Origin of the sequence: Sphaerisporangium viridialbum, assembly GCF_049674955.1 — a bacterium.
GTDB classification, from domain to species: domain Bacteria; phylum Actinomycetota; class Actinomycetes; order Streptosporangiales; family Streptosporangiaceae; genus Sphaerisporangium; species Sphaerisporangium viridialbum.
The window spans coordinates 1,163,296-1,185,677 of sequence record NZ_CP187232.1 but is presented as its reverse complement, the minus strand read 5'-3'; the positions used below and the strand labels follow the sequence as shown (position 1 = coordinate 1,185,677).

Below are 22,382 nucleotides of genomic sequence, written 5' to 3'. Positions count from 1 at the left end.
GGTTCACCGTCAAGCCCGCGGTGGCGGTCATGACATGGGTCACACCGCCGCCAGGGGCAGGAGCGTTCGCATCAGATGCCCGCCGTGAGCGCGCGGATCGCGCCGGGCAGCTCCAGAGCGACGTCCAGGGCCGCGATGGGCGCCTCGCCGCCCTCGGGGCCTCCCGCCGCCGCCCGGGCCGCCAGACCGTGCACGTAGGCCGCGCACGAGCCGGCGTCGTAACAGCCGAGACCCGCGGCGAGGAGGGCTCCAGCGATGCCGGCGAGCACGTCGCCCGTACCGCCCGTGGCCAGCCAGGGAGTGCCCGTGAGGTTCACGCGGACCGGCCTGCCCTGCTCAGCGACCAGAGTAGTCGACCCCTTGAGCAGTACGGTCACGCCGAGCTCTTCGGCGGCGCGGCGGGCGTAGTGCAGCCTGCGCGCCTCGATCTCCTCGGGGGACACCTCCAGCAGGCGGCCCAGCTCGCCCGTGTGGGGCGTGATGAGCGTGGGCGCCGAACGCCGCAGGAGCGAGCGGTCGCGCGTGGCGAGGGTCAGCCCGTCGGCGTCCACGAGTGCGGGGACGCCGCTGTCGAGCACCGACCTCGCGAGCGCGAGGGCGCCGTCGTCGGTGCCCATGCCCGGGCCGACCACCCACGCCTGGACCCGGCCGACCTCGCTCACCCCTTCCTCGGGCGTGACGATCTTGGTCACCGCCTCCGGCCACTTGGCGCGCACCTGCTGGACCGCCTCCGCGGCGCTCGCGAAGCGCACCAGCCCGGCGCCCGCCCGTACGGCGCCACCCACCGCCAGCACGGCGGCGCCGGTGAAACGGTCGCTGCCCGCGACGATGCCGACCACGCCCCTGCGGTACTTGTTCGACTCGGGATCGGGGCGCGGCAGCCGGTCGGCGACGTCGGGATCGGTGAGGGCGACCACACCGGGGTCGGGGAGGTACGGGCCGAGCCCGATGTCCACCGCCTGGAGGCTGCCCGCGTGGCTCGCCCCCGGGTCGATCAGCAGGCCCGCCTTGACGGCCCCGAAAGTGACGGTGAGGTGCGCGCGCACCGCGTCGCCCTCGACCTCGCCGGTGCTCGCGTCCACCCCGCTCGGCACGTCCACCGCGACGACGACGCCGGGAGCCTCCGCGCTCATCCTGGCCAGCGTCGCGTACGGCTCGCGCAGCGGCCCGGTGCCGCCGATGCCCACCAGGCCGTCGAGGATGAGGTCGGCCTCGTCGATCATGTCGACGAGCGCCGGATCGGTCCGCAGGCCCTTCGCGGAGCCCTCGGCGTGCGTCTCGCGCAGGTCCAGGGTCCTGCCGCCCGCGCGGCGCAGCTCGGTGAGGCCGCCCTCGTGGGTCTTCTGCCCCGCGAGGACCGCGTGCACCCGTGCGCCCCTGCGGGCGAGCAGAGCCCCCGCGTACAGCGCGTCGCCGCCGTTGTCGCCGCTGCCGATGAGCAGCACCACGCGCGAGCCGTACACGCGGGGAAGGGCCTTCACGCAGGTGACGGCCAGCCCTGTGGCGGCGCGCCGCATGAGCGTGCCCTCCGGGAGTCGCGCCATCAGCGCCCGTTCGGCCGCCCTGATCTCGTCGGACGTGTACGCGGTCAGCATCCCACCGAATCTAGCTCTCCCCGATCATCGGCGAGAAGGCCACCCGCCGTACGGCCGCCCGGCTTCCCTCGGACCCCGGCCGTCAGCCCTCCGCGATGACGTAGGCGATGGCGAATCCGCCGTCGTGGCTGAGGGACAGGTGCCACCGGCGCACGCCGAGCTCAGCCGCCACCTCGGCGGCCCGGCCGCTCACCCGGAGCTCGGGACGTCCGTGGGCGGCCGTGGTGACCTCTGCCTCCCGGTGGCCGAGGCCGGGCGGCGCGCCCAGCGCCTTGGCCACCGCCTCCTTGGCGGCGAACCGGGCGGCCAGCGAGGCGGCGGGAAGCCCTGCCTCGGCATCGGTGAACAGCCGCTCCACCAGCGCGGGCGTACGCTTAATGGCCGCCTCGAAACGGGCGATGTCGACGAGGTCCACCCCGATGCCCACGATCACGGGCGAGGCCTCCGCGACGAGCCGGCGCGGGGCGAGGCGGGCGCGTGGGCGGCGTGGTTCACGGGGCCCATCTTCCCTCACACCGGCCCCCCGGCGGCCGTACGGTGAACGCTCAGTAGAGTTTCCGCCCATGGAGGCACCGAACCCGTATGTCGAGCTCAGCCGCGAACAGTGGCGGGCCCTGCGAAGGAACACGCCTCTCACCCTCACGGCCGAGGAGCTGGAGGAGCTGCGCGGCGTCGAGGACCCCATCGACCTGGCCGAGGTCACCGACATCTACCTCCCGCTGACGCGCCTGCTCAACCTGCACTTCATGGGCGCGCGGCAGCGCAGCGCGGCGCTGAACACCTTCCTCGGCGACGACCAGGAGCCCCCGCCGTACATCCTCGGCATCGCGGGCAGCGTCGCGGTGGGCAAGTCCACCACGGCCCGGCTGCTGCACACCCTGCTCGCGCGCTGGCCAGAGCACCCCCGGGTCGACCTGATCACCACCGACTCCTTCCTGTACCCCAACAAAATACTGGAGGAGCGCGGCATCACCGACCGCAAGGGCTTCCCCGAGAGCTACGACCGCCGGGCGCTGGTCCGCTTCGTCGCCGACGTGAAGGCCGGGGTCCCCGAGGTCAACACGCCGGTCTACAGCCACCTGGAGTACGACATCGTCCCGGGGGCCGTCCAGACCGTGCGGCGGCCCGACATCCTGATCGTCGAGGGCCTCAACGTGCTGCAGCCCGCCCCTCCGGCGGCCCTGGCGGTCAACGACTACTTCGACTTCTCCATCTACGTCGACGCCAAGGTGGAGGACATCCGGTCCTGGTACGTCGAGCGGTTCCACAAGCTCCGCCGCACGGCCTTCGCCGACCCCAAGTCGTACTTCACCTACATCGCCGAGCTGTCGGAGGAGGAGGCGACGCGGTTCGCGAGGAACGTCTGGCGTGACGTCAACGAGCGCAACCTGATCGAGAACATCGCCCCCACACGCGGCCGGGCGGGCCTCGTGCTGCACAAGAACTCGACCCACTCCGTCCGCCGCGTCCGCCTGCGCCGCACCTAGGGCTGGCCCCCTGGTGCCGGCCCCCCCGTCCGGCGGATGAGGGGGAATTCCTCCGTGTGAGGGAGGAACTCCGGTCAGACCCTTGGATAGTGTCCAGGCCATGACCATCCTCGCCACCGAGGGACTCACCAAGCGCTTTCCCCGCGTGACGGCGCTCGACCGCCTCACCATCAGCGCTGGGTCGGGCGTCACCGGCCTGGTCGGCGCCAACGGCGCGGGGAAGTCCACCCTCATCAAGCTCCTGCTCGGCCTGCTCCCCCCGACCGAGGGAAGCGCCACGGTCCTCGGCCTGAGCCCGGCCACCCAGGCCCTCGACATCCGGCGGGCCGTCGGCTACATGCCCGAGCACGACTGCCTCCCGCCCGACATGTCCGCGACCGAGTTCACGGTCCACATGGCCCAGATGTCCGGCCTGCCGCGCAGCGCCGCGCGCGAGCGCGCCGCCGACACCCTGCGCCACGTCGGCCTGTACGAGGAGCGCTACCGGCCCATCGGCGGCTACTCCACCGGCATGCGGCAGCGCGTGAAGCTGGCCCAGGCCCTGGTGCACGACCCGCGGCTCGTCTTCCTGGACGAGCCGACCAACGGCCTCGACCCGCAGGGCCGCGACGACATGCTCGGCCTGATCCGGCGCATCGGCACCGAGTTCGGCATCAGCGTGGTCGTCACCTCCCACCTGCTCGGCGAGCTCGAGCGGGTGTGCGACAACGTCATCGTCATCGACGGGGGGCGCCTGCTGCGCTCCTCCTCCATCGAGGACTTCACGCAGGTCACCCAGTCGATCACCGTCGAGGTCGAGGAGGGCCAGGAGGCCCTCGCCGAGCGGCTCACGGAGGCGGGGCGGCAGGTCACGCTGCACGGCCGGCTGCTGACGGTCGACGTCGGCGCGCCGGACACATTCGACGTCGTCCGCGACGCCGTGTGCGACCTCGACCTGTGCCTGGTACGCCTCGAACAGGGCCGGCACCGCATCGAGGACGTCTTCCGTCAGGAGGTGTCGCATGTCTGAGCCCGTCTCCGCGCCGGCGCCGGCCGCCCCGGCGACGCCCACGGGCGTCATCCACGACATCGGCTACCGCCACTACGACGGCCCGAGGCTCGGCCGTGGCCACGCGCTGACCGCGCTCACCGTGCACAGCCTGCGCGGCCTCTTCGGGCTCGGCCGCACCGCGCGGGCCAAGATCATGCCGTTCCTGCTGGCCGCGGTCATGATGCTTCCCGCGATCGTGTCGATCGCCGTGATGGCCATGATCAAGCAGCGGGCGATCGCCTACCCGTCGTACGCCGTGACGATGCAGGCCGTCCTCGCCGTCTTCCTCGCCGCGCAGTCGCCCTACCTGGTGGCTCCCGACCTCCGGTTCCGGGTGCTGCCGCTGTACCTCTCGCGGCCGACCACCACGGGGGACTACGTCGCGGCCAAGCTCGCCGCCATGACCCTCGCGCTGTTCCTGCTGATCGCGGTGCCCCTGACCGTGCTCTACGCGGGCGAGCTGCTCGTCGACCTGCCGGGGCCGCCGCACACCCACGACTACCTCGCGGCCCTGGCCACCTCCGTGGTCTACGCCGTGCTGCTGGCCTCGGTCGGAGTGGCGCTGGCCTCCTTCACGCCCCGGCGCGGGCTCGGCGTCGCGTCGGTGATCGCGGCCTACCTGCTGTCGTCGGCGATCTCAGCGGTGCTCGCTGGAGTGCTGATGTCGGTGAGCCGTGACGCCGCGGCCGCGTGGGCATGGCTGATCAACCCGTTCTTCCTGATCGACGCCGTGCAGGTGTGGCTGTTCGGCACCACCCCCAACAACGGCGACGGCTACCCGCCCGGGGTGGGCGGCCCGATCGCCGCCCTCGCCGTGCTGGCGGTGATCGGCCTGTGCGTGGCCGCCCTCGTCCTCCGCTACCGCAAGGCGGCCTCATCGTGAACATCGAACTGGGACAGGTCTCCCGCTGGTACGGCAACGTGGTCGCGGTCAACGACGTCACGATGACGGTGGGGCCCGGCGTGACCGGCCTGCTCGGCCCGAACGGCGCCGGCAAGTCGACCTTGCTGCACATGATGGCCGGGTTCCTCGCCCCCTCCACCGGCACCGCCACGCTCGACGGGAAGCCGATCTGGCGCAACCACCAGATCTACCGGTCCATCGGGCTGGTCCCCGAGCGCGAGGCGGTCTACGGGTTCCTCACCGGCTGGCAGTTCGTGCTGTCCAGCGCCCGCCTGCACCGCCTGCCCTCCCCCGAGGACGCCGCCGCCAAGGCCCTCGCGATGGTCGAGATGGAGTCCGCCAAGGAGCGGCGCATCGAGACCTACTCCAAGGGCATGCGCCAGCGGGTCAAGGTCGCCGCCGCGCTGGTCCACGACCCGCAGGTGCTGCTCCTGGACGAGCCGTTCAACGGCATGGACCCGCGCCAGCGCCTCCACCTGATGGACCTCGTCAGGGAGCTCGGCGCCGCCGGCCGCACCATCCTGTTCAGCTCCCACATCCTGGAGGAGGTCGAGCGGGTCGCCCAGCAGATCGAGGTCCTCGTGGCGGGGCGCCACGCCGCCTCGGGCGACTTCCGGGAGATCCGCCGTCGCATGACCGACCGGCCGCACCTGTTCCACGTGCGCTCCAGCGACGACCGGCGTCTGGCCGCCGCCCTGATCGCCGACGCCTCCTCGGGGGCCGTGTCCCTCGGGGCGGCCGGGCTGGAGGTGCAGGCCGTGGACTTCCGCAGGTTCACCTGGCTGCTCCCCCGGGTCGCCCGCGACGCCGGGGTCACCGTATGGCAGGTCTCCCCAGCCGACGAGGACCTGGAAAGCGTCTTCTCCTACCTGATCTCCGGGAGCACCCGATGACCGGCCCGCGCCTCCCGGAACACCCGCCGACCCACGCCGACCCCATCACCCGGAGCATCCGATGAACTCCGTCGTCGCCGGCATCACCTACCGCGCCGTGCTCGGGCGCCGCAGGGTGCTGCTGCTGATCCTGCTCCCGGTCGTGCTGATCGGGCTGGCCGTGCTCCTGCGCGCCGTCGGCAGCACGGACGAGAAGGCCGCGATCACGCTCATGCAGGTCTACGCGATCGGTACCATGCTCCCGCTGCTCGGGCTGATCGCGGGCACGGGCACGATCGCGCCCGAGATCGACGACGGCACGATCATCCACCTGCTGTCCAAGCCGATCTCCCGACCCGTGATCGCCACCACGAAGTTCCTGGTGGCCGCCTCGATGCTCGCGGTCTTCGCCGCCGTCCCGACGTTCATCGCCGGGTACATCCTGGTGCGCAACGAGGCCGGCATCGCGTCCGGCTTCGCGCTGGGCGCCCTGATCGGCGGCATCGCGTACGCGGCGGTGTTCCTGCTCCTCGGCGTCGTCACCCGGCACGCCGTGACGATCGGCATCATCTACGCGGTGGTGTGGGAGAACCTCGTCGGCGGCTACGTGCCCGGGGCGCGCAACTTCTCCATCCAGCAGTGGGCGCAGACCTTCGCGGCCCAGATCAGCGACTCGTCGTTCTTCAAGGCGTCGGTGGGCATGGGCTTCGCGGTGCCCGCCGTGCTGATCGTCACCATCGGCTCGGTCATCTGGGCCGGTCAGCGGCTCCGCTCCCTCTCGCTGACGGGCGACGAGTAGGCGTCGCCCGCCTCAGCGGCGGAACATCAGGCGGACGCATACGCCTATCGCCACGCAGCCGATCGAGAACACCATCAGCACCGTCGAGGTGACGAACCCGAGCACCCACAGGCCGTTGCCCTCCGGGCCCGGGCTCATGCCCGCCCAGAGGGCCACGAGGGGCTGCGGAGCCGCGAACGGCACCAGGATCGCCACGGCGCTCCTGACCGAGACGAAGACCCCGAGGACCACCCCGCCCAGCAGGACCGCCGCGCACAGCCAGGGATACATCAGCGAGCGGAAGAAGTCCCCGTCCGTGCCGGTGGCGGACAGCATCCACGTCGACAGCGCTCCCGCGACGAGCGAGATGAGGGCGATCAACTGATGCCTGTGCCTGTGGACCACGAGCAGTCACCCTAAATCACATCGCTCGCCCGGCGATCCGTCCTCGGCGCCGCCCGGTACGCATTCCCGGGGCCGGTGGGTGAATTGGGCTTGAGTCTCCACCAACTGGAGGATGCAGGGTTGGCCCTTGGGGCGCGCCCGCGGGCCGCCCGCATCATCCACCGAGGAGACGAGAAACGTGACCATACCGACCACGCCGTCCGCGCGAGAGCGCCGGCAGATCATCGACGACTTCGTCGGCCGGGCCTTCGCCGGTGTCGACCCCGGGGCGCCCGGAGCCCACATCGCCCAGGGCATGCGCCAACTCCCCGCGGACTCGCCGGACGAGCCCGGCGCCGAGCAGGCTGAGGCGTGGGCGGAGCTCGCCCGCCTCGTCGCCGACGAGTCCTTCGGGCGGCGCGTGCGCCAGATGGCGCTGGCGGGCGCCGAGGCCGGCGAGCGGCCGTCGTACGACCCCGCGCCGGTCATCGAGCACGCGGGGGGCGCGGTCGCCGCGGGCGTCGCCCCAGGCTCGCCGGAGGGCAGGCGGATCCTGGACCAGATCGTCGACGCCGGCATGCCGGCCGAGGAGCGCGCCCGGCTGGCCGCCCAGGTCGAGACGTTCACCGACCGGCGGGTGGAGCGCTACTGGGAGCTGATGGGCGTGCTCAACGGCCGGGCACCGTTTCCGTCCAGCGCCCCGGCGTTCGAGTGGTTCGCCGCCGCGCTGCGCGCCCACGGCTGAGCCGACCGGCACAGGAACGCTGGGAACGCTGGGAACGCTGGGAACGCGACAAGGCGGGGTCCTCAGTGAGGACCCCGCCTTGTCTTTCGCGTGGTTCGTGACTACGGACGCTCAGGCGCAGGCCGTGCGCACGACGTCGGCCAGCCGGTGCGCGATGAGCTCGGCCTCGTCCTGGGACTCGGCCTCGACCATCACGCGCACCATCGGCTCGGTGCCGCTCGGACGGATGACGACCCGCCCGGCGTCGCCGAGCGACTTCTCGGCGGCGGCCACCGCGGCGGCCAGCTCCTCGGACGTCGCCGCCTTCGCCTTGGAGACGTCCCTGACGTTCACCAGAACCTGGGGAAGCCGGGTCATGACCGACGCCAGATCCCCAAGGGAACGGCCCGAGCGTGCCACCTCGGCGAGCAGGTGCAGCGAGGTCAGGAGCCCGTCACCCGTGGTGGCGTGGTCGAGCATCACGACGTGACCCGACTGCTCGCCACCTAGGTTGAAGCCCCCGGCCTTCATGGCCTCCAGCACGTAACGGTCACCGACGGCCGTCTCGACCATGGTCAGCCCGGCCTTCTTCAATGCGATCTTGAAGCCGAGGTTCGACATGATCGTGGCGACGACGGTGTTCTTCACGAGGGAGCCGCTCGCGCGCATGGCCAGCGCGAGGACGGCCATGATCTGGTCGCCGTCCACGACCTCTCCCGAGGCCGTCACGGCCAGGCAGCGGTCGGCGTCGCCGTCGTAGGCGATGCCCGCGTCGGCGCCGCGCTCCACGACGGCCTCGCGCAGCGCGTCGAGATGGGTGGAGCCCACGCCCTCGTTGATGTTGAGGCCGTCAGGCGAGGCGCCGACGGTCTCTACGACGGCCCCGGCACGCAGCAGCGCCTCGGGCGCGACCATGTGGGCGGCGCCGTTGGCGCAGTCGACGATCAACCGCAGGCCGTCGAGGCGCCCCGGGATGCTCGTCAGGACATGGGAGACGTAACGGTCGGCCTCGCCGAACGCGTCACGCACCCGGCCGACGGCCGCGCCCACCGGGCGGTTCCACTTCTCGCCGAGCCGCTGCTCGATGTCGTTCTCGACCGCGTCGGGCAGCTTGAAGCCGCCGCGGGCGAAGAACTTGATCCCGTTGTCCGGGGCGGGGTTGTGGGACGCCGACAGCATGACCCCGAGGTCGGCTCCGAGAGCTGAGGTCAGATAGGCGACGGCCGGGGTGGGCAGCACGCCTAGGCGCAGCACGTCCACTCCGGACGACGCGAGGCCGGCGACGACCGCGGCCTCGAGAAACTCTCCCGAGGCGCGCGGGTCCCGGCCCACGACGGCGACCGGGCGGCCACGCCGCCCGACGCTCGACTCGAACGCACCGGCATCACCGAGGACGTGAGCCGCCGCGACCGACAGGTCCATGGCCAGCTCGGCCGTGAGGTCGCGACCCGCGACCCCACGAACCCCGTCGGTGCCGAAAAGGCGACCTGTCAACGCTTGCTGTACTGCGGAGCCTTACGGGCCTTCTTGAGACCGGCCTTCTTGCGCTCCTTCATCCGGGAGTCACGGGTGAGGAAGCCGGCCTTCTTCAGGGGCGCGCGGTTGACCTCGGTGTCCAGCGCGGTGAGCGCACGGGCGAGGCCCATGCGGACGGCGCCGGCCTGACCGGTCACGCCGCCACCGTCGATGCGGACGAAGACGTCGAACTGGTCCTCGGCGCCGAGCGTCACGAAGGGCTCGTTGACGATCTGCTGGTGGACCTTGTTCGGGAAGTAGTTGTCCAGCGAGCGGCCCTCGATGGTCCACTTGCCGGTGCCCGGCGTGATGCGCACGCGGGCGATGGCTTCCTTGCGACGGCCGGTGCCGTACGAGTTGCCCGTGGTGATGGGCTTACGCGCGGGGACGTCGCTGCTGGGAGCGGACTCGCTGGTGTACTCGGACGGGAACTCCTCAGCGGAGTGGTCCGCAATGTCCAGCTCGCCCTCGATGGGCGTCTCGACACCGGTGGGCTCGGCCACGGTTCTCCTCTAACTTTCGATCTTGGCGTCAGCCGTCGGCCAACGGTGTGCGACTACTGGGCGATCTGGGTGATCTCGTACGTCACCGGCTGCTGCGCCAGGTGCGGGTGCTCCGAACCGGCGTAGACCTTGAGCTTCTTGGCCATCTTCCGGCCGAGGGAGTTCTTGGGAAGCATGCCCTTCACGGCCTTCTCGATGGCGCGGTCGGGACGCTTCTCGAGCAGCTCCTTGTAGGACACGGAACGCAGACCGCCCGGGTAGCCGGAGTGGCGGTACGCCTTCTTCTGCTCCAGCTTGTTGCCGGTCAGTGCCACCTTGTCGGCGTTGATGACGATGACGAAGTCACCGGTGTCGACGTGCGGCGCGAAGATCGGCTTGTGCTTACCGCGGAGCAGCGTGGCGACCTGGGTGGCCAGCCGACCCAGCACGACGTCGGTGGCGTCGATGACGTACCACTGACGCTGTACGTCGGTGGACTTAGGGGTGAACGTGCGCACGGTGGTAAGCCTTCTGTCTGGTTGACATCTGTCGGTAGGTCATGGGCGGGCGCACGACAAGGCCCAGACCTTCCGTCTCCACGAGCAGGGAGATGACGCCGGACGCGCCGCGCATCGGTCGCGAGGGACCAATCGCACACAACGAATCAGCAGACTACCGGTTGTGACAGGCGTGGGTCAAAACGAAGCACCGACGCAGGGACGTCACACCGGATCCGCGCGACGAGTCTACCGGCGACCGGACCAATGCCTCAACGAAAACCAGTCCCCCGCGTCTCTTCTTTAACATGAGCCGACCTCTCTATATTTGGCAGCGGTATGTGTCAGCCTCTCCGACCCAGGCACACCCAGCGGTTCCCCCGTCGGCGGACCCACGTGGGTCTCTTGGCGTGCCTGACGGCGGCGCTGCTCGCAGGGGTCGTGATCTCACAGCTCGACACCTCCAAGGCCACCAACGAGGTCTACCTGGAGACCGGCACCCCCGCGCCCTCCGCGAGCCGGCTCCTCGCGGCTCCCGAGCACCGGGCCGAGGCCGACGGCAAGCGCCCGTCGCTCGGCCACGTGTCGCGTCCGAGCGCGCCTCCCACGAGCCGGGCCAGGCCGACCCCGACGCCCACGGCCACCCGGCGGCACAGCTCCATCGAGGGCTCGGGGTCGGAGGTTCCCGCCGGCACGACCGTGGGCACGGCGAGCGACGGCCAGGGCGGCGGCACCGAGGAGAACGCCCCTCCCACCGGCGAACTGGAGGCGGCGGCGGTCGACCTCACCAACAGGGAGCGGATGCGCGCCGGGTGCGCGCCCCTGAGGGTCGACTCGCGGCTCGCCCAGTCCGCGCGCGCCCACAGCCGCGACATGGCCGCTCGTAACTATTTCGGCCACACCGGCCCCGACGGCCGCAGCCCCTGGGACCGCATGGCCCGCGCGGGGTACTCCAACAGCGCCGCCGAGAACATCGCCCGAGGCTACGAGTCGGCCGACGAGGCCGTACGCGGCTGGATGGCCAACAGCGGCCACAGGCGCAACATCCTCAACTGCAAGATCACGACCGTTGGCATCGGCGTCGCCTACGGTTCCGGGGACACGTGGTGGACGCAGGACTTCGGCTATTCCTGACCTGTTATGTCGCGCTGCCGGGCTAGTCTCGGCGCATGGGTTACCCCGGGGATCGTCAACCACGCCGCCAGCCTTACCGCCCGTACGAGACACCTCAGTCCACCGGTGACCTCCGGCCCGAGGCGCAACCGCACGAGCAGGCTCCCGAGTCGGCGTGGCCTCCCGTGGAGGAGCGCGACCCTGGTCAGCGGCCATGGTCACGGCGCGACCTCGCCCACGACCCGCTCTTCGGCCCCGCCCCCGGCGCGCCCGCTCAGGGCACACCCGCTCAGGGCGCGCCCGCTCACGGCACCACCGGCCCGGGTCACGTGAGCGGCCAGGGATTCGGCGCAGGAGAGCCCGCGTTCGGCGCGGGCCGGTCCTTCGGCGGGGACCCCGCCGCACCTGGCGGTGACCGGCCGTTCGAGGCGCGGCAGGCGCCCAGGGGCGCGTTCGAGACGTCCTCCCCGCCGAGCCGCCCGTTCGAGGCGTCGCAGCCGCAGCGGCACGCGTTCGAGACGTCGCAACCGCAGGGGCACGCGTTCGAGACGTCGCGGGGCAACCCTTTCGATGTCGGGCAGCAGCCGCGCAGCCGTCCGTTCCAGGAGACCGAGAGCGGCTCCTTCGAGGAGCGCGGGAGCGACCGGCCGCCAGAGGCCGAGAAGCCGCAGTCCCAGCCCCCCATGGAGCGGCGGAGGCGCGAGCCGGAGGAGCCCTCCCGGCGGCGGCGCTCCCGCACCCCGTACTTCGTCGCGGGCGGTGTCGTAGCCCTGATCGTCGCGGCGGGCGCGGGCATCGTCATCTTGGGCGGCGGCCAGGATCCCGTGAGCACGGCCGCCCCCGCCGGCACGGGCCAGCCCGCGCAGGTCCCCCTCGTGGGCAGCCCCTCCGACAAGTACGGCTACACCGCCTCGCGGAAGAGCGACCCCCAGCCGCTCACTCTCAACGAGCTGTTCGGCCACAGGAAGGTCACCGCGCACGGTCGCTCCTACCTGATGACCGTGCGGCGGGCCGACAAGAAGTGCAAGGACGCCGTGCACGGCACGGGCATGCAGAAGGCGCTGACGGCGGGGCAGTGCACGCAGTTCCTCCGGGCCAGCTTCCGCGACGCCCCCGGCAAGCTCATCGGCACCGTCGGCGTCGGCAACCTCAAGACCTCCAGCGCGGCCAAGAAGGCCGCCAAGGCGGGCACGGGCGGCGAGCTGGAGGACTACGTCACCCCGCTTCCGGGGAAGGACTCGGCGACCAAGCTCCTCGGCAGCGGCAACGACTCCTATGCCACCGCGTGGTCGCAGGGCCACTATTTGGTCCTGCTCTGGTTCCAGTACAAGGACGGGCACAAACCGACCAAGGCGGAGCTGAAGGCTCTCAACCGAGCGGCCATCGACATCACCGAGGCGAGCGTCTTCTCCGCACTCGACACCCGAGCGCTCACCGGCGCGCGGGGTAACTGACCCTTAAAGCCGCCCAAATACATCATTAAGCGGACAAACATGCCGTCGAGCTAGACCGGGAAACGCCCATAGCGGTATGCCGATCTCCGACTGTGGATACGCTTCCGCGTATGCGTGGCCAGGATTCCGGATCCGAGCACGAACGCGAGACCGATAGCTCGGGGGCTCCGCCGATGCCACCCCCCAGCTTCGGGCAGGCGCACAAACCCGTGCCGCGGACCGAGCAGAGCGTGACGGACCCCGACTCCGCCAAGGAGACGCCGCGGGTCCAAGACGCGTCCACTGACCAGCCGCGGCGGCCTGCGCCCTGGGGCGGCCCGGACGCCCAGCCGTGGGACCCCGCCGAGCGTTTCCCCACCGAGTACGACTGGTTCGGCCGCACCGACCTGCCCGACCAGGACGCCCACCACGGCTCACCCTCAGGGCCGGAAGGCCTGGGCGGTGCGGGGTCTTCTGAGGGCGTGAACAGCGCGGAGGCACAACGCCCAGGCCCGGTCATGGACCCATGGCCCGGACCGAGCAGCCCGAACGCGCCTGGCGCGCAGGATCCCGCCGTCGACCCGGCGTACAGACCTCCCGGCGAGATGCGTGTCTGGGCGGCTCCGGTCGCCTTTCCCACGGAGGCACCTCCCGCCGAGCCGTTCGCCCCTTCTTCTGGCTCGGACCGTCCTGTCCGACCCGGCCACGACCCGTCTGCCGCTCCTGCCTTCCCTGCTTCGCGGAACGCCCAGCGTCCGACCTCGGCTCCATCCGAGGCAGCGCCCGCCGAACCCCGGCGAACCGCCAACTTCGTGGCACGTGACATTCCGGTCTGGCCGCCGTTTCCCGCTCCAGGAGAGCAGGAGCAGCACGGGCAGACGGCGCCACAGTCGGCCGGCGGGCTGCTCCCGGGCGAGGCCACCATCCCCGGCACCCGTACGCCCGGGTCCACCGGCGAGACGGGCCGGCATGAGATGCCGGCAGCCGGTGCGGCCCTGCCTTCCGCTTCGGCAGGCGACGCCTCCAGAACGGCCACGCACGGCGCAGACACCGCCAGAACGGACGTACGCGGGTCAGAACCGTTGAGCATGGCCGCACACGCATCAGAAGGTTCCAGAGCGGACGCGCTCGGACCGCAGGCATCTGGAGCGGACGGACTCGCAAGAGATACGCCGGGCACGGACCCGCGTGGATCGGCCGAGCCCACCGCGAACACGCCTAGAACAGACACACTTGGAACGGGCGCGCCCGGCGCGGAGACGCTTGGGGGGAACGCGCCTGGGGCGGGCGGTTATGGGATGGAGGGGGCTTGGCCTTCTCCTGCCGCGACTCCTTCGCCGTCGACGGCCGCTGGTCGGTCCACAGCCTCTGATGCGTCCGCGAATCTGGCTCCTACGCCCACATCTCCGGCTTCTGCTCCGTCCGAAGGTCCAGGCTCAGGTTCGGCTCCGTCCGCAGCTTCAGGCTCAGGCCCGTCCGTAGGTGCAGGTTCCGTTCCGGCCACGGGTTCCGCTGCCTTCGCAGGTTCGCCTCAGGGCACCGATTCCACTCCAGCTGGTTCGTCCACTCCTTCGACTCCGTCCACGCCGCCGCCTCCGCCGCCGGGGCAGCCTGGGCCCGGGCCGAGGCCGGCTCCTCCGATTCCCGCGCCCTCGCCTCCGCCGGTGCCTGGACCTTCCATCCCCGCGCCGCGTCCCCCTGCGCCCGCCACCGCCCCTGAGCCCCCGCCTGGATCACCTGGCTCCGACCCGTCCGGGCCGACGATCGCCCGGCGGAACCTGCCTTCGATCCTCCGGTCCCAAGCGGGCCCCCCGCCGAAGGCAGGCGCCTCCCAGCCTTCGGCGCCGGCACCGGGCACCCCGCTGCCTCCCGCTCCGGTGAGCCTGCCCGCGCTTCCCGGATCTTCCCCCCAAGGCGCGTCCGCGTCCGGTACGGGCGCGTCGGGCACCGGCTCATCCGGTACGGGCGCGTCAGGGGCCGGCTCGTCCGGGACGAGCCCGTCGGCGGGGGGATCGACAGCGTCCGGGCCCTCGAAGCCGGCTCCGGGCACACCGCTCCCACCAGCGCCTCTCACCAGCGACGCGCTCTCGCCCGCGCCCGGCACGCACAGACCACCCGCGCCAGGATCCTCATCCGGTACCGGCCTCCAAGCCATCTCCGGTACGGGCGTTCAAGGCACCCCTGGCACCGGTGTCCAAAGCGCCTCCGGTGTCCAAGGCGCCCCTGGCGGCCAAGGCACCTCCGGTGGTCAGGGCGCTTCCGGCCTCCAGGATTCTCCGGGCGGTGGGCTTCCCCCCGCACCGGCTCCCGGGACACCGCTTCCACCGGCGCCGCGGAGCCTCTCGCCCCTCGGACCTCCCCCGCTGACCGGCCTGTCCGGGCCGGGCACCCCCTCGACCGGCGTCACGAAGTCCGGCGCCTCCGCCCCGAGCACCTCGAACCCGAGCGCCTCCAACCCGAGCACCTCCGATATGAGCCCCTCCAACATCAGCACCTCAAAGCCGAGCGCCTTCAACGCGGAAAGACCGCCGTCCGCGCCCGTGGTCGAGCGCCCGCCGTTCGTCCCTCCGGGCGCCGTCCGGCCCGAGCTGCCCCCCGCTCCCAGCACCGCCAAACCCGCGGGCGGGTCTTGGAAGAAGGTCGTGCTGGCCGCCGTGGTGGCGGTGGCCGTCGCCGTCATCGGCACGGCCGCCTTCTTCGGCTACCGGAGCCACGGCGACGACCCGGCGCCGGTGAGCCTGCCGACCCCCATTCCGTCAGTGAACGTCGAGCTGCCCGAGCCCGACGAGTCGATCACTGCCGAGCCGACGCCCGCCGCGACCACCGTGCTCAACTCCGAGCAGACCGACCCGAAGAAGCTCACGCTCAAGGAGGCGTTCGCGCGGCAGCGCGTGAGCGTCGGAGGGCGCGCGTACACGCGTACCAAGGTCAACATCACGGCCCAGTGCGACAAGGTCGCCGTGGGCACGTTCGCCACGGCGCTCAAGCGCCAGAAGTGCAGCCGCGTGCTGCGGGCCACCTACGTCGACAGCAAGCGGAAGTACGCGGTCACGACGGGCATCGCCGTGTTCCCCACCAAGGAAGCGGCCGTGGCGGCGGACAAGAAGAAGAACCTCGCCGAGACCGTGTGGTTCCGCGGCCTCGCGGGCAACACGGGTAGCGGCGCGGACAAGGCCGATATCTCCGGTGGTTACGCCGCCGGGCTCGTCTGGGGCCGCTACATCGTCTTCAGCTTCGCCACCTACAGCGACGGCCACACGCCGAACGGGCAGGAGAAGGACCTCGGGCCGGTGAGCGGCGCCTTCCGCGACTACACCGCCCACGTGATCGAGAAGCGCGTCACCGGCTGACACCGGACGCCTGCGGTCAGCGCTCCAGCGTGCGTACGCAGCGAGTCAGCCGGGCGCGGCCGGCCAGCTCGCCGGGCTCTGGGTAGCGGACCTCTTCCAGGCACAGGCCGTGCGCCGGGGCGACGTTCACCCCAGCCGCCCGTACGCCGTTGGCGAGCACTTCCCCGGGCCACTCCACCGGCTGGTGCCCCTCGCCGACGGGGAGCAGGGACCCCACGAGGGCGCGCACCATGGAGTGGCAGAAGGCGTCGGCGACCACGGTGGCCACGAGCAGCCCGGCGTCGTCCCGCACCCAGTCCAGCCGCTGGAGCTCCCGGATGGTCGTCGCGCCGTCCCGCCTCTTGCAGAACGCGGCGAAGTCGTGCTCTCCCAGCAGGCGCGCGGCGGCCTGGTTCATGCGGTCCATATCGAGCGGACGGGCGTGCCAGAGGACCTCCCTCCTGCGCAGGGGGTCCCCCCCTCCCGGAGCGTCACAGACGCGATAGGCGTAACGCCGGGACAGGGCGGAGAAGCGCGCGTCGAAGCCCTCAGGGGCCTCCGTGACCGAGTGAACCCGCACATCTGGGGGAAGTACGCCCGCGAGGCGTCGCATGAGCGCAGAGAGCCGCTCAGCCGTGCTCAGGGGCTCCTCCGCAGCGGCCCTGCGGCCCTCGACCGCCTTCAGTGCCTCGGCGGGCAGGTCCACGTGGGCCACCTGACCGCGCGCGTGCACCCCCGCGTCCGTACGCCCGGCGACGGTCAGGGACGGAGCGGGGTCGAGGCGGAGGACGCGGCCGAGCGCCGCTTCAAGCTCCCCCTGGACGGTCCGGCGTCCCGGCTGGCGCGCCCACCCGGAGAAATCCGTGCCGTCGTAGGCCAGATCGAGCCGGAGCCTGCCCGTCGCGGTCTCCGGTCCAGTCGTCTCCACCACGCCGGTCCGGCCTCCTCTCCTACCGTTCACAACGCTCACCAGTGGGCTTGAACCGCCAGGACCTCGATCGGCGGTACAGCCCGTTCCATCGTCATCCCCGCGCCATGGCGGGGTCCGCCAACGCGAAGGGCCCAGCACACCGGTCGGTGCGCTGGGCCCGTTCACGATCAATCACCAGCCGGGGAGGAGAACCCCCCGCGCTACCACGGCGAAGATCAGGCCTCGTCCTTCTTGGACTCGGTCTTCTCGTCGGCGGGAGCCTCGTCGGCCGGGGTCTCGACCTTGTCGGCCGGGGCCTCGTCGGTCTCCGTCGCGGTGACGTCGTTCTCAGGGAGCTCGACGACCTCCTCGGCGGGGGCGGCGGCGGGCGTCGTGCGGCCAACGCTGACCGCGTTCAGCGGCTCGGCCACCAGCTCGATCAGCGCCATGGGGGCGTTGTCGCCCTTACGCGGGCCGAGCTTGGTGATGCGGGTGTAGCCACCGGGACGCTCGGCGAAGGTCGGAGCGATCTCGGTGAACAGGTGGTGGACGACGCCCTTGTCCTTGACCACGGCCAGGACCTGGCGGCGGTTGTGGATGTCGCCCTTCTTGGCCTTGGTGATCAGGCGCTCGGCCACGGGCCGGAGGCGCTTGGCCTTGGTCTCGGTGGTGCGGATGCGGCCGTGCTGGAACAGCTGGGTGGCGAGGTTCGCCAGGATCAGCCGCTCGTGAGCCGGGCTGCCACCAAGACGTGCGCCCTTGGCTGGCTTGGGCATGGTCGTTCTCCTTTGGGATAACCCGCTCCGGCCGTATCAGGTACCGGAGTCGGGCCGGAAGCCTCGGGCGAGGCTCCCGTTGTCAGAAAAGCGGTGAAGCCGGAGCCGATCAGTACTGCTCGGTCTCCACGTAACGGGCGTCGTCGTCGTCGTAGTCGCCACCGGCGACGGCCGTCGGGTCGAACCCGGGCGGGGAGTCCTTGAGCGCGAGCGTCATCTCGTGCAGCTTCTGCTTGACCTCTTCGATCGACTTGGCGCCGAAATTCCTTATATCGAGAAGGTCCTGCTCGCTGCGCGCGACCAGCTCGCCCACGGTGTGGATGCCCTCGCGCTTGAGGCAGTTGTAGGAGCGGACCGTGAGGTTCAGCTCCTCGATCGGCAGCGCCAGGTCGGCGGCGAGAGCCGCGTCCGTCGGCGACGGGCCGATGTCGATGCCCTCGGCCTCGACGTTGAGCTCGCGGGCCAGGCCGAACAGCTCGACCAGGGTCTTGCCGGCGGAGGCCACCGCGTCGCGGGGCTTCATCGACGGCTTGGTCTCGACGTCCAGGATCAGACGGTCGAAGTCGGTGCGCTGCTCGACTCGGGTGGCCTCGACCTTGTAGGTCACCTTGAGAACCGGCGAGTAGATCGAGTCGACGGGAACGCGACCGATCTCCTGGCCGGGCTGCTTGTTCTGGGCGGCCGAGACGTAGCCGCGACCGCGCTCGACGGTCAGCTCCATCTCGAGCTTCGCCTTGCCGTTCAGCGTGGCGATGTGCAGGTCGGGGTTGTGCACCTCGACACCGGCCGGCGGCGCGATGTCGGCGGCGGTGACCTCACCCGGGCCCTGCTTGCGGAGGTACATCACGACCGGCTCGTCGTGCTCGGACGAGACGACCAGCGCCTTGAGGTTCAGGATGATGTCGGTGACGTCTTCCTTGACCCCGGGCACGGTCGAGAACTCGTGCAGCACGCCCTCGATGCGGATGCTCGTGACCGCCGCCCCCGGGATGGAGGACAGCAGCGTGCGGCGCAGAGAGTTGCCGATGGTGTAGCCGAAGCCCGGCTCCAGCGGCTCGATGACGAACCGGGACCTGGTCTCCTCGATCGACTCCTCGAGGAGGGACGGGCGCTGTGCGATCAGCATTTGGGTTCTCCCCTGGTTCCGCGGGGCCCGCTATTTGACCACCGCGACGGTGTACTTCGTTTCCTGCCTGAAGCTGTACGGCCTCCATGAAGGCCGTACAGCCCATTGACAGACTATGCGCGAGCGCCTACTTGGAGTAGAGCTCGACGATCAGCTGCTCCTGCACCTGCGTGTCGATCTGCTGGCGCACCGGGAGCTGGTGCACGAGGACACGCAGCTTGTCCGGAACGACGCCGAGCCAGGCCGGGACGGTGCGGTCGCCCGTGGTGGCGCGAGCCACCTCGTACGGCATCAGGTTCCGGGACTTCTCACGGACCTCGACGATGTCGTGCTCGCGGACGCGGTAGGACGGGATGTCGACCTTCTTGCCGTTGACCAGGATGTGGCCGTGGCGAACCTGCTGGCGGGCGGCGTCACGCGAGACGGCGAGGCCGGCGCGGAAGACGACGTTGTCCAGACGGCTCTCCAGGATCTGGAGAAGGTTCTCACCGGTCTTACCGGTCTTGCGGTTGGCTTCCTCGTAGTAATTGCGGAACTGCTTCTCGAGGATGCCGTAGATGCGGCGGGTCTTCTGCTTCTCGCGAAGCTGGAGCTGGTACTCAGACTCCTTGGGACGGCCGCGGCCGTGCTCACCCGGGGGGTAAGGACGGATCTCGATCGGGCACTTGGGGGACTCACACTTGGCGCCCTTGAGGAAGAGCTTGGTCTTCTCACGGCGGCAGAGCTTGCAGTCCGCTCCGGTGTAACGAGCCATTTCTCTATATCTCCTGGGCCTCAGACGCGGCGGCGCTTGGGCGGACGGCAACCGTTGTGGGGAACCGGGGTGACATCCTGGATGGAACCCACCTCCAGGCCGGTGGCCTGGAGGGACCGGATGGCGGTCTCGCGACCGGAACCGGGGCCCTTCACGAAGACGTCGACCTTGCGCATGCCGTGCTCCATGGCCCGGCGCGCGGCGTTCTCGGCGGCCATCTGCGCCGCGAACGGCGTGGACTTGCGGGAGCCCTTGAACCCGACGTGGCCGGCGCTGGCCCAGGAGATCACGTTCCCGCTCGGGTCGGTGATCGAAACAATCGTGTTGTTGAACGTGCTCTTGATGTGGGCGTGCCCGTGAGCGACGTTCTTCTTTTCCTTGCGGCGCACCTTCTTCGGTGCACCCTGGCGGCTCTTCGGAGGCATGTAGCGCTATCTCCTGAGGTGGTCGGTCCTGCTGCGTGGACGGGGGCGAGGCGTCGGGCCCTTGCCTGGCCCGGCTCGGCGCCCCGTCGCGGACTACTTCTTGCCGGGCTTCTTCTTGCCGGCCACGGTCTTCTTCTTGCCCTTGCGGGTGCGCGCGTTGGTCTGCGTACGCTGACCGTGCACGGGAAGACCACGACGGTGTCGGATGCCCTGGTAGCAGCCGATTTCGATCTTGCGACGGATGTCGGCCTGAACCTCGCGACGAAGGTCACCCTCGATCTTGAAGGTGGCCTCGATGTAGTCACGCAGCGGCACCAGCTCGGTGTCGGACAGCTGGTGGACGCGAAGGTCCCCGCTGATCCCCGTGACGCTCAGGACCTCCTGAGCGCGGCTGCGGCCGATTCCGTAGATGTAGGTGAGAGCGATCTCCAGCCGCTTGTCGCGGGGGAGGTCGACGCCAACCAGGCGAGCCATGGTCGGGCATTCTCCTTCGTTATGGCGGAGGTCCTGCGCGTCACTGCCCCTCCCCATGCCCGGGGTGAGGGCCTCGGCCTCCGACCGAGGGTCGCCCGCGTGGTTCGGCTTACGCCGCCTTCGCGGGTGTGATGCGCGATTACATTTGTTCCGGGCCCGGCCCGCCTCGCCACCTGGTGGCTCGGCCGCCCTGCCCGGCCGCGATCAGCCCTGGCGCTGCTTGTGGCGCAGGTTGTCGCAGATCACCATGACGCGACCGTGCCGGCGGATCACCTTGCACTTGTCGCAGATCTTCTTGACGCTCGGCTTGACCTTCATAGTCCCTGTCGTTCCTCAGACGGCCCGCCCGCCGGCGCCACTCGGTCGAACAGCCGCGCCGTGCGTCGCACGGGCGGCCGGTCTTCCTCGCTGCCGGGAAGGGGGCTTACTTGTATCGGTAGACGATCCGCCCACGACTGAGGTCGTAGGGGCTCAGTTCAACGACAACCCTGTCGTCGGGGAGGATTCGGATGTAGTGCATCCGCATCCGTCCGCTGATGTGGGCCAGGACCTTATGGCCGTTGTCGAGTTGCACCCGGAACATCGCGTTCGGGAGCGACTCAACCACAGTGCCCTCGATCTCGATGGCGCCGTCCTTCTTGGCCATGTCCCTCGCGTTTCACTGATCGGTCGTCTGAGGTATCGGAACACTACGCAGCCGCGACCTAGAGCACGTGAGGATGCGGCGATGCCTGGACCGCCGACGCGCAATGGTCATAGTGAACCGACAAAGGAGTGTACGACAACCGGCGAGGAATTGCGAAACGCCTGGCGCTTGTCTGGACACAACCGACCACCAGCGTACCCCAGACCGCCCGCATGGTGGGACCCCCGACCGTACGGCTTCGGGCAAGAACCGTGCACGTCTGGGGGCCGAGTGACCAGAGCGAACGTGGACGCGCCCACCCGGCGCTCGGTACCGCCGATACCGGTCCAGGGTGGGCGCGTGCTCATGGGTACGGGGAGGTGGGGGCGCACGGCGCCCCTGACCGCTGTTGTCCGATAAAGATCACTTACCCGCCAACAAACCGGGAAACTGCCATCAGTGGTAAAGGCTGCGGCCAAATGCCCGTGAACACCAGAAGAGCGGGCGCTCACAGGAAGCGCCCGCTCGGTGACCCCCGCCTCCGGCCCCCCTCACTGGGACCGAACGGTCAGACGCGTGGATACGAGGTCAGCTCAGAAGCTGCCGTAGCGGTGCCAGCCGCTCCAGTCGTAGTCGCTGGTCGAACCCTCGCCGACACGGAAGCGGAACCCGTCGATGTCCTTGTCGTTGAAGAAGATCCGCTTCGAGAGGTGACCGAAGGTGCGGTACCTGTTGTAGCGGTGCCAGCCGCGGTCGTCGTGGTAGTAGACGTCGAACCACGCGTACTGCCTGTCGCGGTCACGGTCGAACAGGTCGAAGTCCAGGTGGTAACGGCCGTTCGACTTCCACCAGTAGCCCTGGGCGTAGGAGCGGTCGTTCCGGTCCTCTCCCCGGCCGAAGTCCGAGAAGAAGGGACCGAACCGGTGGCGCGCCGACTGCGCCTGGGCCGCGGCGGTGCTGTCGGTCGTCGACGCCTGGGCCGCGGCGGGTACGGCCGCGAGGCCTGCCGCCAGCGACCCGGCGAGGGCGGTGCCGACGAGCAGGTTGCGAATCTTTCGCACGGTTTCCTCCTGTGAGCGAGCGTCCTCGGGATGAGGACGGATTCCCCGTGCCGGTCGAGCTTTGCTGGTGCCACTCGTTCCGGACATC

General features: G+C 70.5%; 24 protein-coding genes. 9 read left to right on the top strand and 15 right to left on the bottom strand.

Annotation, left to right across the window (positions count from 1 at the left end; all coding sequences use genetic code 11):
• Window positions 1–71 precede the first annotated feature (71 nt).
• The gene (locus tag ACOZ38_RS05635; protein WP_424529086.1) at window positions 72–1,595 is read right to left on the bottom strand and encodes an NAD(P)H-hydrate dehydratase; all 1,524 of its coding nucleotides are present in this window, start codon (window positions 1,593–1,595) and stop codon (window positions 72–74) included.
• A gap of 82 nt (window positions 1,596–1,677) precedes the next feature.
• The gene (locus ACOZ38_RS05630) at window positions 1,678–2,028 is read right to left on the bottom strand and encodes a holo-ACP synthase (RefSeq protein ID WP_424536957.1); all 351 of its coding nucleotides are present in this window, start codon (window positions 2,026–2,028) and stop codon (window positions 1,678–1,680) included.
• Between the two features lie 130 nt (window positions 2,029–2,158).
• Between ACOZ38_RS05630 and coaA the strand changes: the two genes are divergently transcribed.
• The 5 genes from coaA to ACOZ38_RS05605 all read left to right on the top strand — a co-directional run bounded on the left by coaA (window position 2,159) and on the right by ACOZ38_RS05605 (window position 6,687).
• On the top strand, window positions 2,159–3,082 hold the full coding sequence (gene coaA / locus ACOZ38_RS05625) for a type I pantothenate kinase (RefSeq protein ID WP_424529085.1): 924 nt from the start codon (window positions 2,159–2,161) through the stop codon (window positions 3,080–3,082).
• A gap of 100 nt (window positions 3,083–3,182) precedes the next feature.
• Entirely contained in the window at window positions 3,183–4,091 is a 909-nt protein-coding gene (locus ACOZ38_RS05620) for an ABC transporter ATP-binding protein (protein ID WP_424529084.1), read from the top strand.
• On the top strand, window positions 4,084–4,995 hold the full coding sequence (locus ACOZ38_RS05615; RefSeq protein ID WP_424529083.1) for an ABC transporter permease: 912 nt from the start codon (window positions 4,084–4,086) through the stop codon (window positions 4,993–4,995). Before ACOZ38_RS05620 ends, ACOZ38_RS05615 begins: the two co-directional genes overlap by 8 nt.
• Window positions 4,992–5,909, top strand: a complete 918-nt coding sequence (locus ACOZ38_RS05610) for an ABC transporter ATP-binding protein (protein WP_405144591.1) — start codon at window positions 4,992–4,994, stop codon at window positions 5,907–5,909. Before ACOZ38_RS05615 ends, ACOZ38_RS05610 begins: the two co-directional genes overlap by 4 nt.
• 61 nt (window positions 5,910–5,970) lie before the next feature.
• Window positions 5,971–6,687 (top strand): ABC transporter permease, encoded by a 717-nt coding sequence (locus ACOZ38_RS05605; protein WP_424529082.1) that lies wholly within the window; start codon window positions 5,971–5,973, stop codon window positions 6,685–6,687.
• A gap of 12 nt (window positions 6,688–6,699) precedes the next feature.
• On the opposite strand, the gene ACOZ38_RS05600 is transcribed toward ACOZ38_RS05605, so the two are convergent.
• A complete protein-coding gene (locus ACOZ38_RS05600; RefSeq protein ID WP_424529081.1) occupies window positions 6,700–7,047 on the bottom strand; it encodes a hypothetical protein in 348 nt (115 codons plus the stop codon).
• A gap of 202 nt (window positions 7,048–7,249) precedes the next feature.
• Here ACOZ38_RS05600 and ACOZ38_RS05595 point away from each other — a divergent pair, with 202 nt between their 5' ends.
• A complete protein-coding gene (locus tag ACOZ38_RS05595; protein WP_424529080.1) occupies window positions 7,250–7,795 on the top strand; it encodes a hypothetical protein in 546 nt (181 codons plus the stop codon).
• 111 nt (window positions 7,796–7,906) lie between these two features.
• On the opposite strand, the gene glmM is transcribed toward ACOZ38_RS05595, so the two are convergent.
• Genes glmM through rplM form a run of 3 tightly spaced genes read right to left on the bottom strand, consistent with a single transcriptional unit; the run spans window position 7,907 to window position 10,289 of the window.
• Window positions 7,907–9,268: a phosphoglucosamine mutase gene (gene glmM, locus ACOZ38_RS05590; RefSeq protein WP_424529079.1), complete on the bottom strand. Its 1,362-nt coding sequence runs from the start codon at window positions 9,266–9,268 to the stop codon at window positions 7,907–7,909.
• Window positions 9,265–9,792 (bottom strand): 30S ribosomal protein S9, encoded by a 528-nt coding sequence (rpsI, locus tag ACOZ38_RS05585; RefSeq protein ID WP_405144583.1) that lies wholly within the window; start codon window positions 9,790–9,792, stop codon window positions 9,265–9,267. The genes glmM and rpsI overlap by 4 nt, the downstream gene beginning before the upstream one ends.
• Window positions 9,793–9,845: 53 nt before the next feature.
• Window positions 9,846–10,289: a 50S ribosomal protein L13 gene (gene rplM, locus ACOZ38_RS05580; protein WP_405144581.1), complete on the bottom strand. Its 444-nt coding sequence runs from the start codon at window positions 10,287–10,289 to the stop codon at window positions 9,846–9,848.
• 384 nt (window positions 10,290–10,673) lie between these two features.
• Here rplM and ACOZ38_RS05575 point away from each other — a divergent pair, with 384 nt between their 5' ends.
• From ACOZ38_RS05575 to ACOZ38_RS05565, 3 genes are all read left to right on the top strand, one after another.
• Entirely contained in the window at window positions 10,674–11,402 is a 729-nt protein-coding gene (locus ACOZ38_RS05575; RefSeq protein ID WP_424529078.1) for a CAP domain-containing protein, read from the top strand.
• A 35-nt stretch (window positions 11,403–11,437) separates the two neighbouring features.
• Entirely contained in the window at window positions 11,438–12,835 is a 1,398-nt protein-coding gene (locus ACOZ38_RS05570; RefSeq protein ID WP_424529077.1) for a hypothetical protein, read from the top strand.
• Window positions 12,836–15,285: 2,450 nt separating this feature from the next.
• Window positions 15,286–16,164, top strand: a complete 879-nt coding sequence (locus ACOZ38_RS05565) for a hypothetical protein (protein WP_424529076.1) — start codon at window positions 15,286–15,288, stop codon at window positions 16,162–16,164.
• Window positions 16,165–16,180: 16 nt separating this feature from the next.
• On the opposite strand, the gene truA is transcribed toward ACOZ38_RS05565, so the two are convergent.
• The 9 genes from truA to ACOZ38_RS05520 form a co-directional block, all read right to left on the bottom strand.
• Window positions 16,181–17,074, bottom strand: a complete 894-nt coding sequence (truA, locus tag ACOZ38_RS05560; protein WP_424529075.1) for a tRNA pseudouridine(38-40) synthase TruA — start codon at window positions 17,072–17,074, stop codon at window positions 16,181–16,183.
• A 215-nt stretch (window positions 17,075–17,289) separates the two neighbouring features.
• On the bottom strand, window positions 17,290–17,829 hold the full coding sequence (rplQ, locus tag ACOZ38_RS05555) for a 50S ribosomal protein L17 (protein WP_424529074.1): 540 nt from the start codon (window positions 17,827–17,829) through the stop codon (window positions 17,290–17,292).
• 109 nt (window positions 17,830–17,938) lie between these two features.
• Window positions 17,939–18,955, bottom strand: coding sequence for a DNA-directed RNA polymerase subunit alpha (locus ACOZ38_RS05550; protein ID WP_114032755.1), 1,017 nt, complete (start codon window positions 18,953–18,955; stop codon window positions 17,939–17,941).
• 127 nt (window positions 18,956–19,082) lie between these two features.
• Window positions 19,083–19,709, bottom strand: a complete 627-nt coding sequence (gene rpsD, locus ACOZ38_RS05545) for a 30S ribosomal protein S4 (protein ID WP_405144570.1) — start codon at window positions 19,707–19,709, stop codon at window positions 19,083–19,085.
• Between the two features lie 20 nt (window positions 19,710–19,729).
• Window positions 19,730–20,134 carry a 30S ribosomal protein S11 gene (rpsK, locus tag ACOZ38_RS05540; RefSeq protein ID WP_012887860.1) on the bottom strand — a complete coding sequence of 135 codons (405 nt, stop codon included), beginning with the start codon at window positions 20,132–20,134 and terminating at the stop codon, window positions 19,730–19,732.
• 93 nt (window positions 20,135–20,227) lie between these two features.
• Window positions 20,228–20,608, bottom strand: a complete 381-nt coding sequence (gene rpsM, locus ACOZ38_RS05535) for a 30S ribosomal protein S13 (RefSeq protein ID WP_262849274.1) — start codon at window positions 20,606–20,608, stop codon at window positions 20,228–20,230.
• Between the two features lie 204 nt (window positions 20,609–20,812).
• Window positions 20,813–20,926, bottom strand: a complete 114-nt coding sequence (rpmJ, locus tag ACOZ38_RS05530) for a 50S ribosomal protein L36 (RefSeq protein ID WP_003956441.1) — start codon at window positions 20,924–20,926, stop codon at window positions 20,813–20,815.
• A gap of 106 nt (window positions 20,927–21,032) precedes the next feature.
• Window positions 21,033–21,254, bottom strand: coding sequence for a translation initiation factor IF-1 (gene infA, locus ACOZ38_RS05525; protein ID WP_012887858.1), 222 nt, complete (start codon window positions 21,252–21,254; stop codon window positions 21,033–21,035).
• 572 nt (window positions 21,255–21,826) lie between these two features.
• Window positions 21,827–22,294 carry a hypothetical protein gene (locus tag ACOZ38_RS05520; protein WP_424529073.1) on the bottom strand — a complete coding sequence of 156 codons (468 nt, stop codon included), beginning with the start codon at window positions 22,292–22,294 and terminating at the stop codon, window positions 21,827–21,829.
• Window positions 22,295–22,382 lie beyond the last annotated feature (88 nt).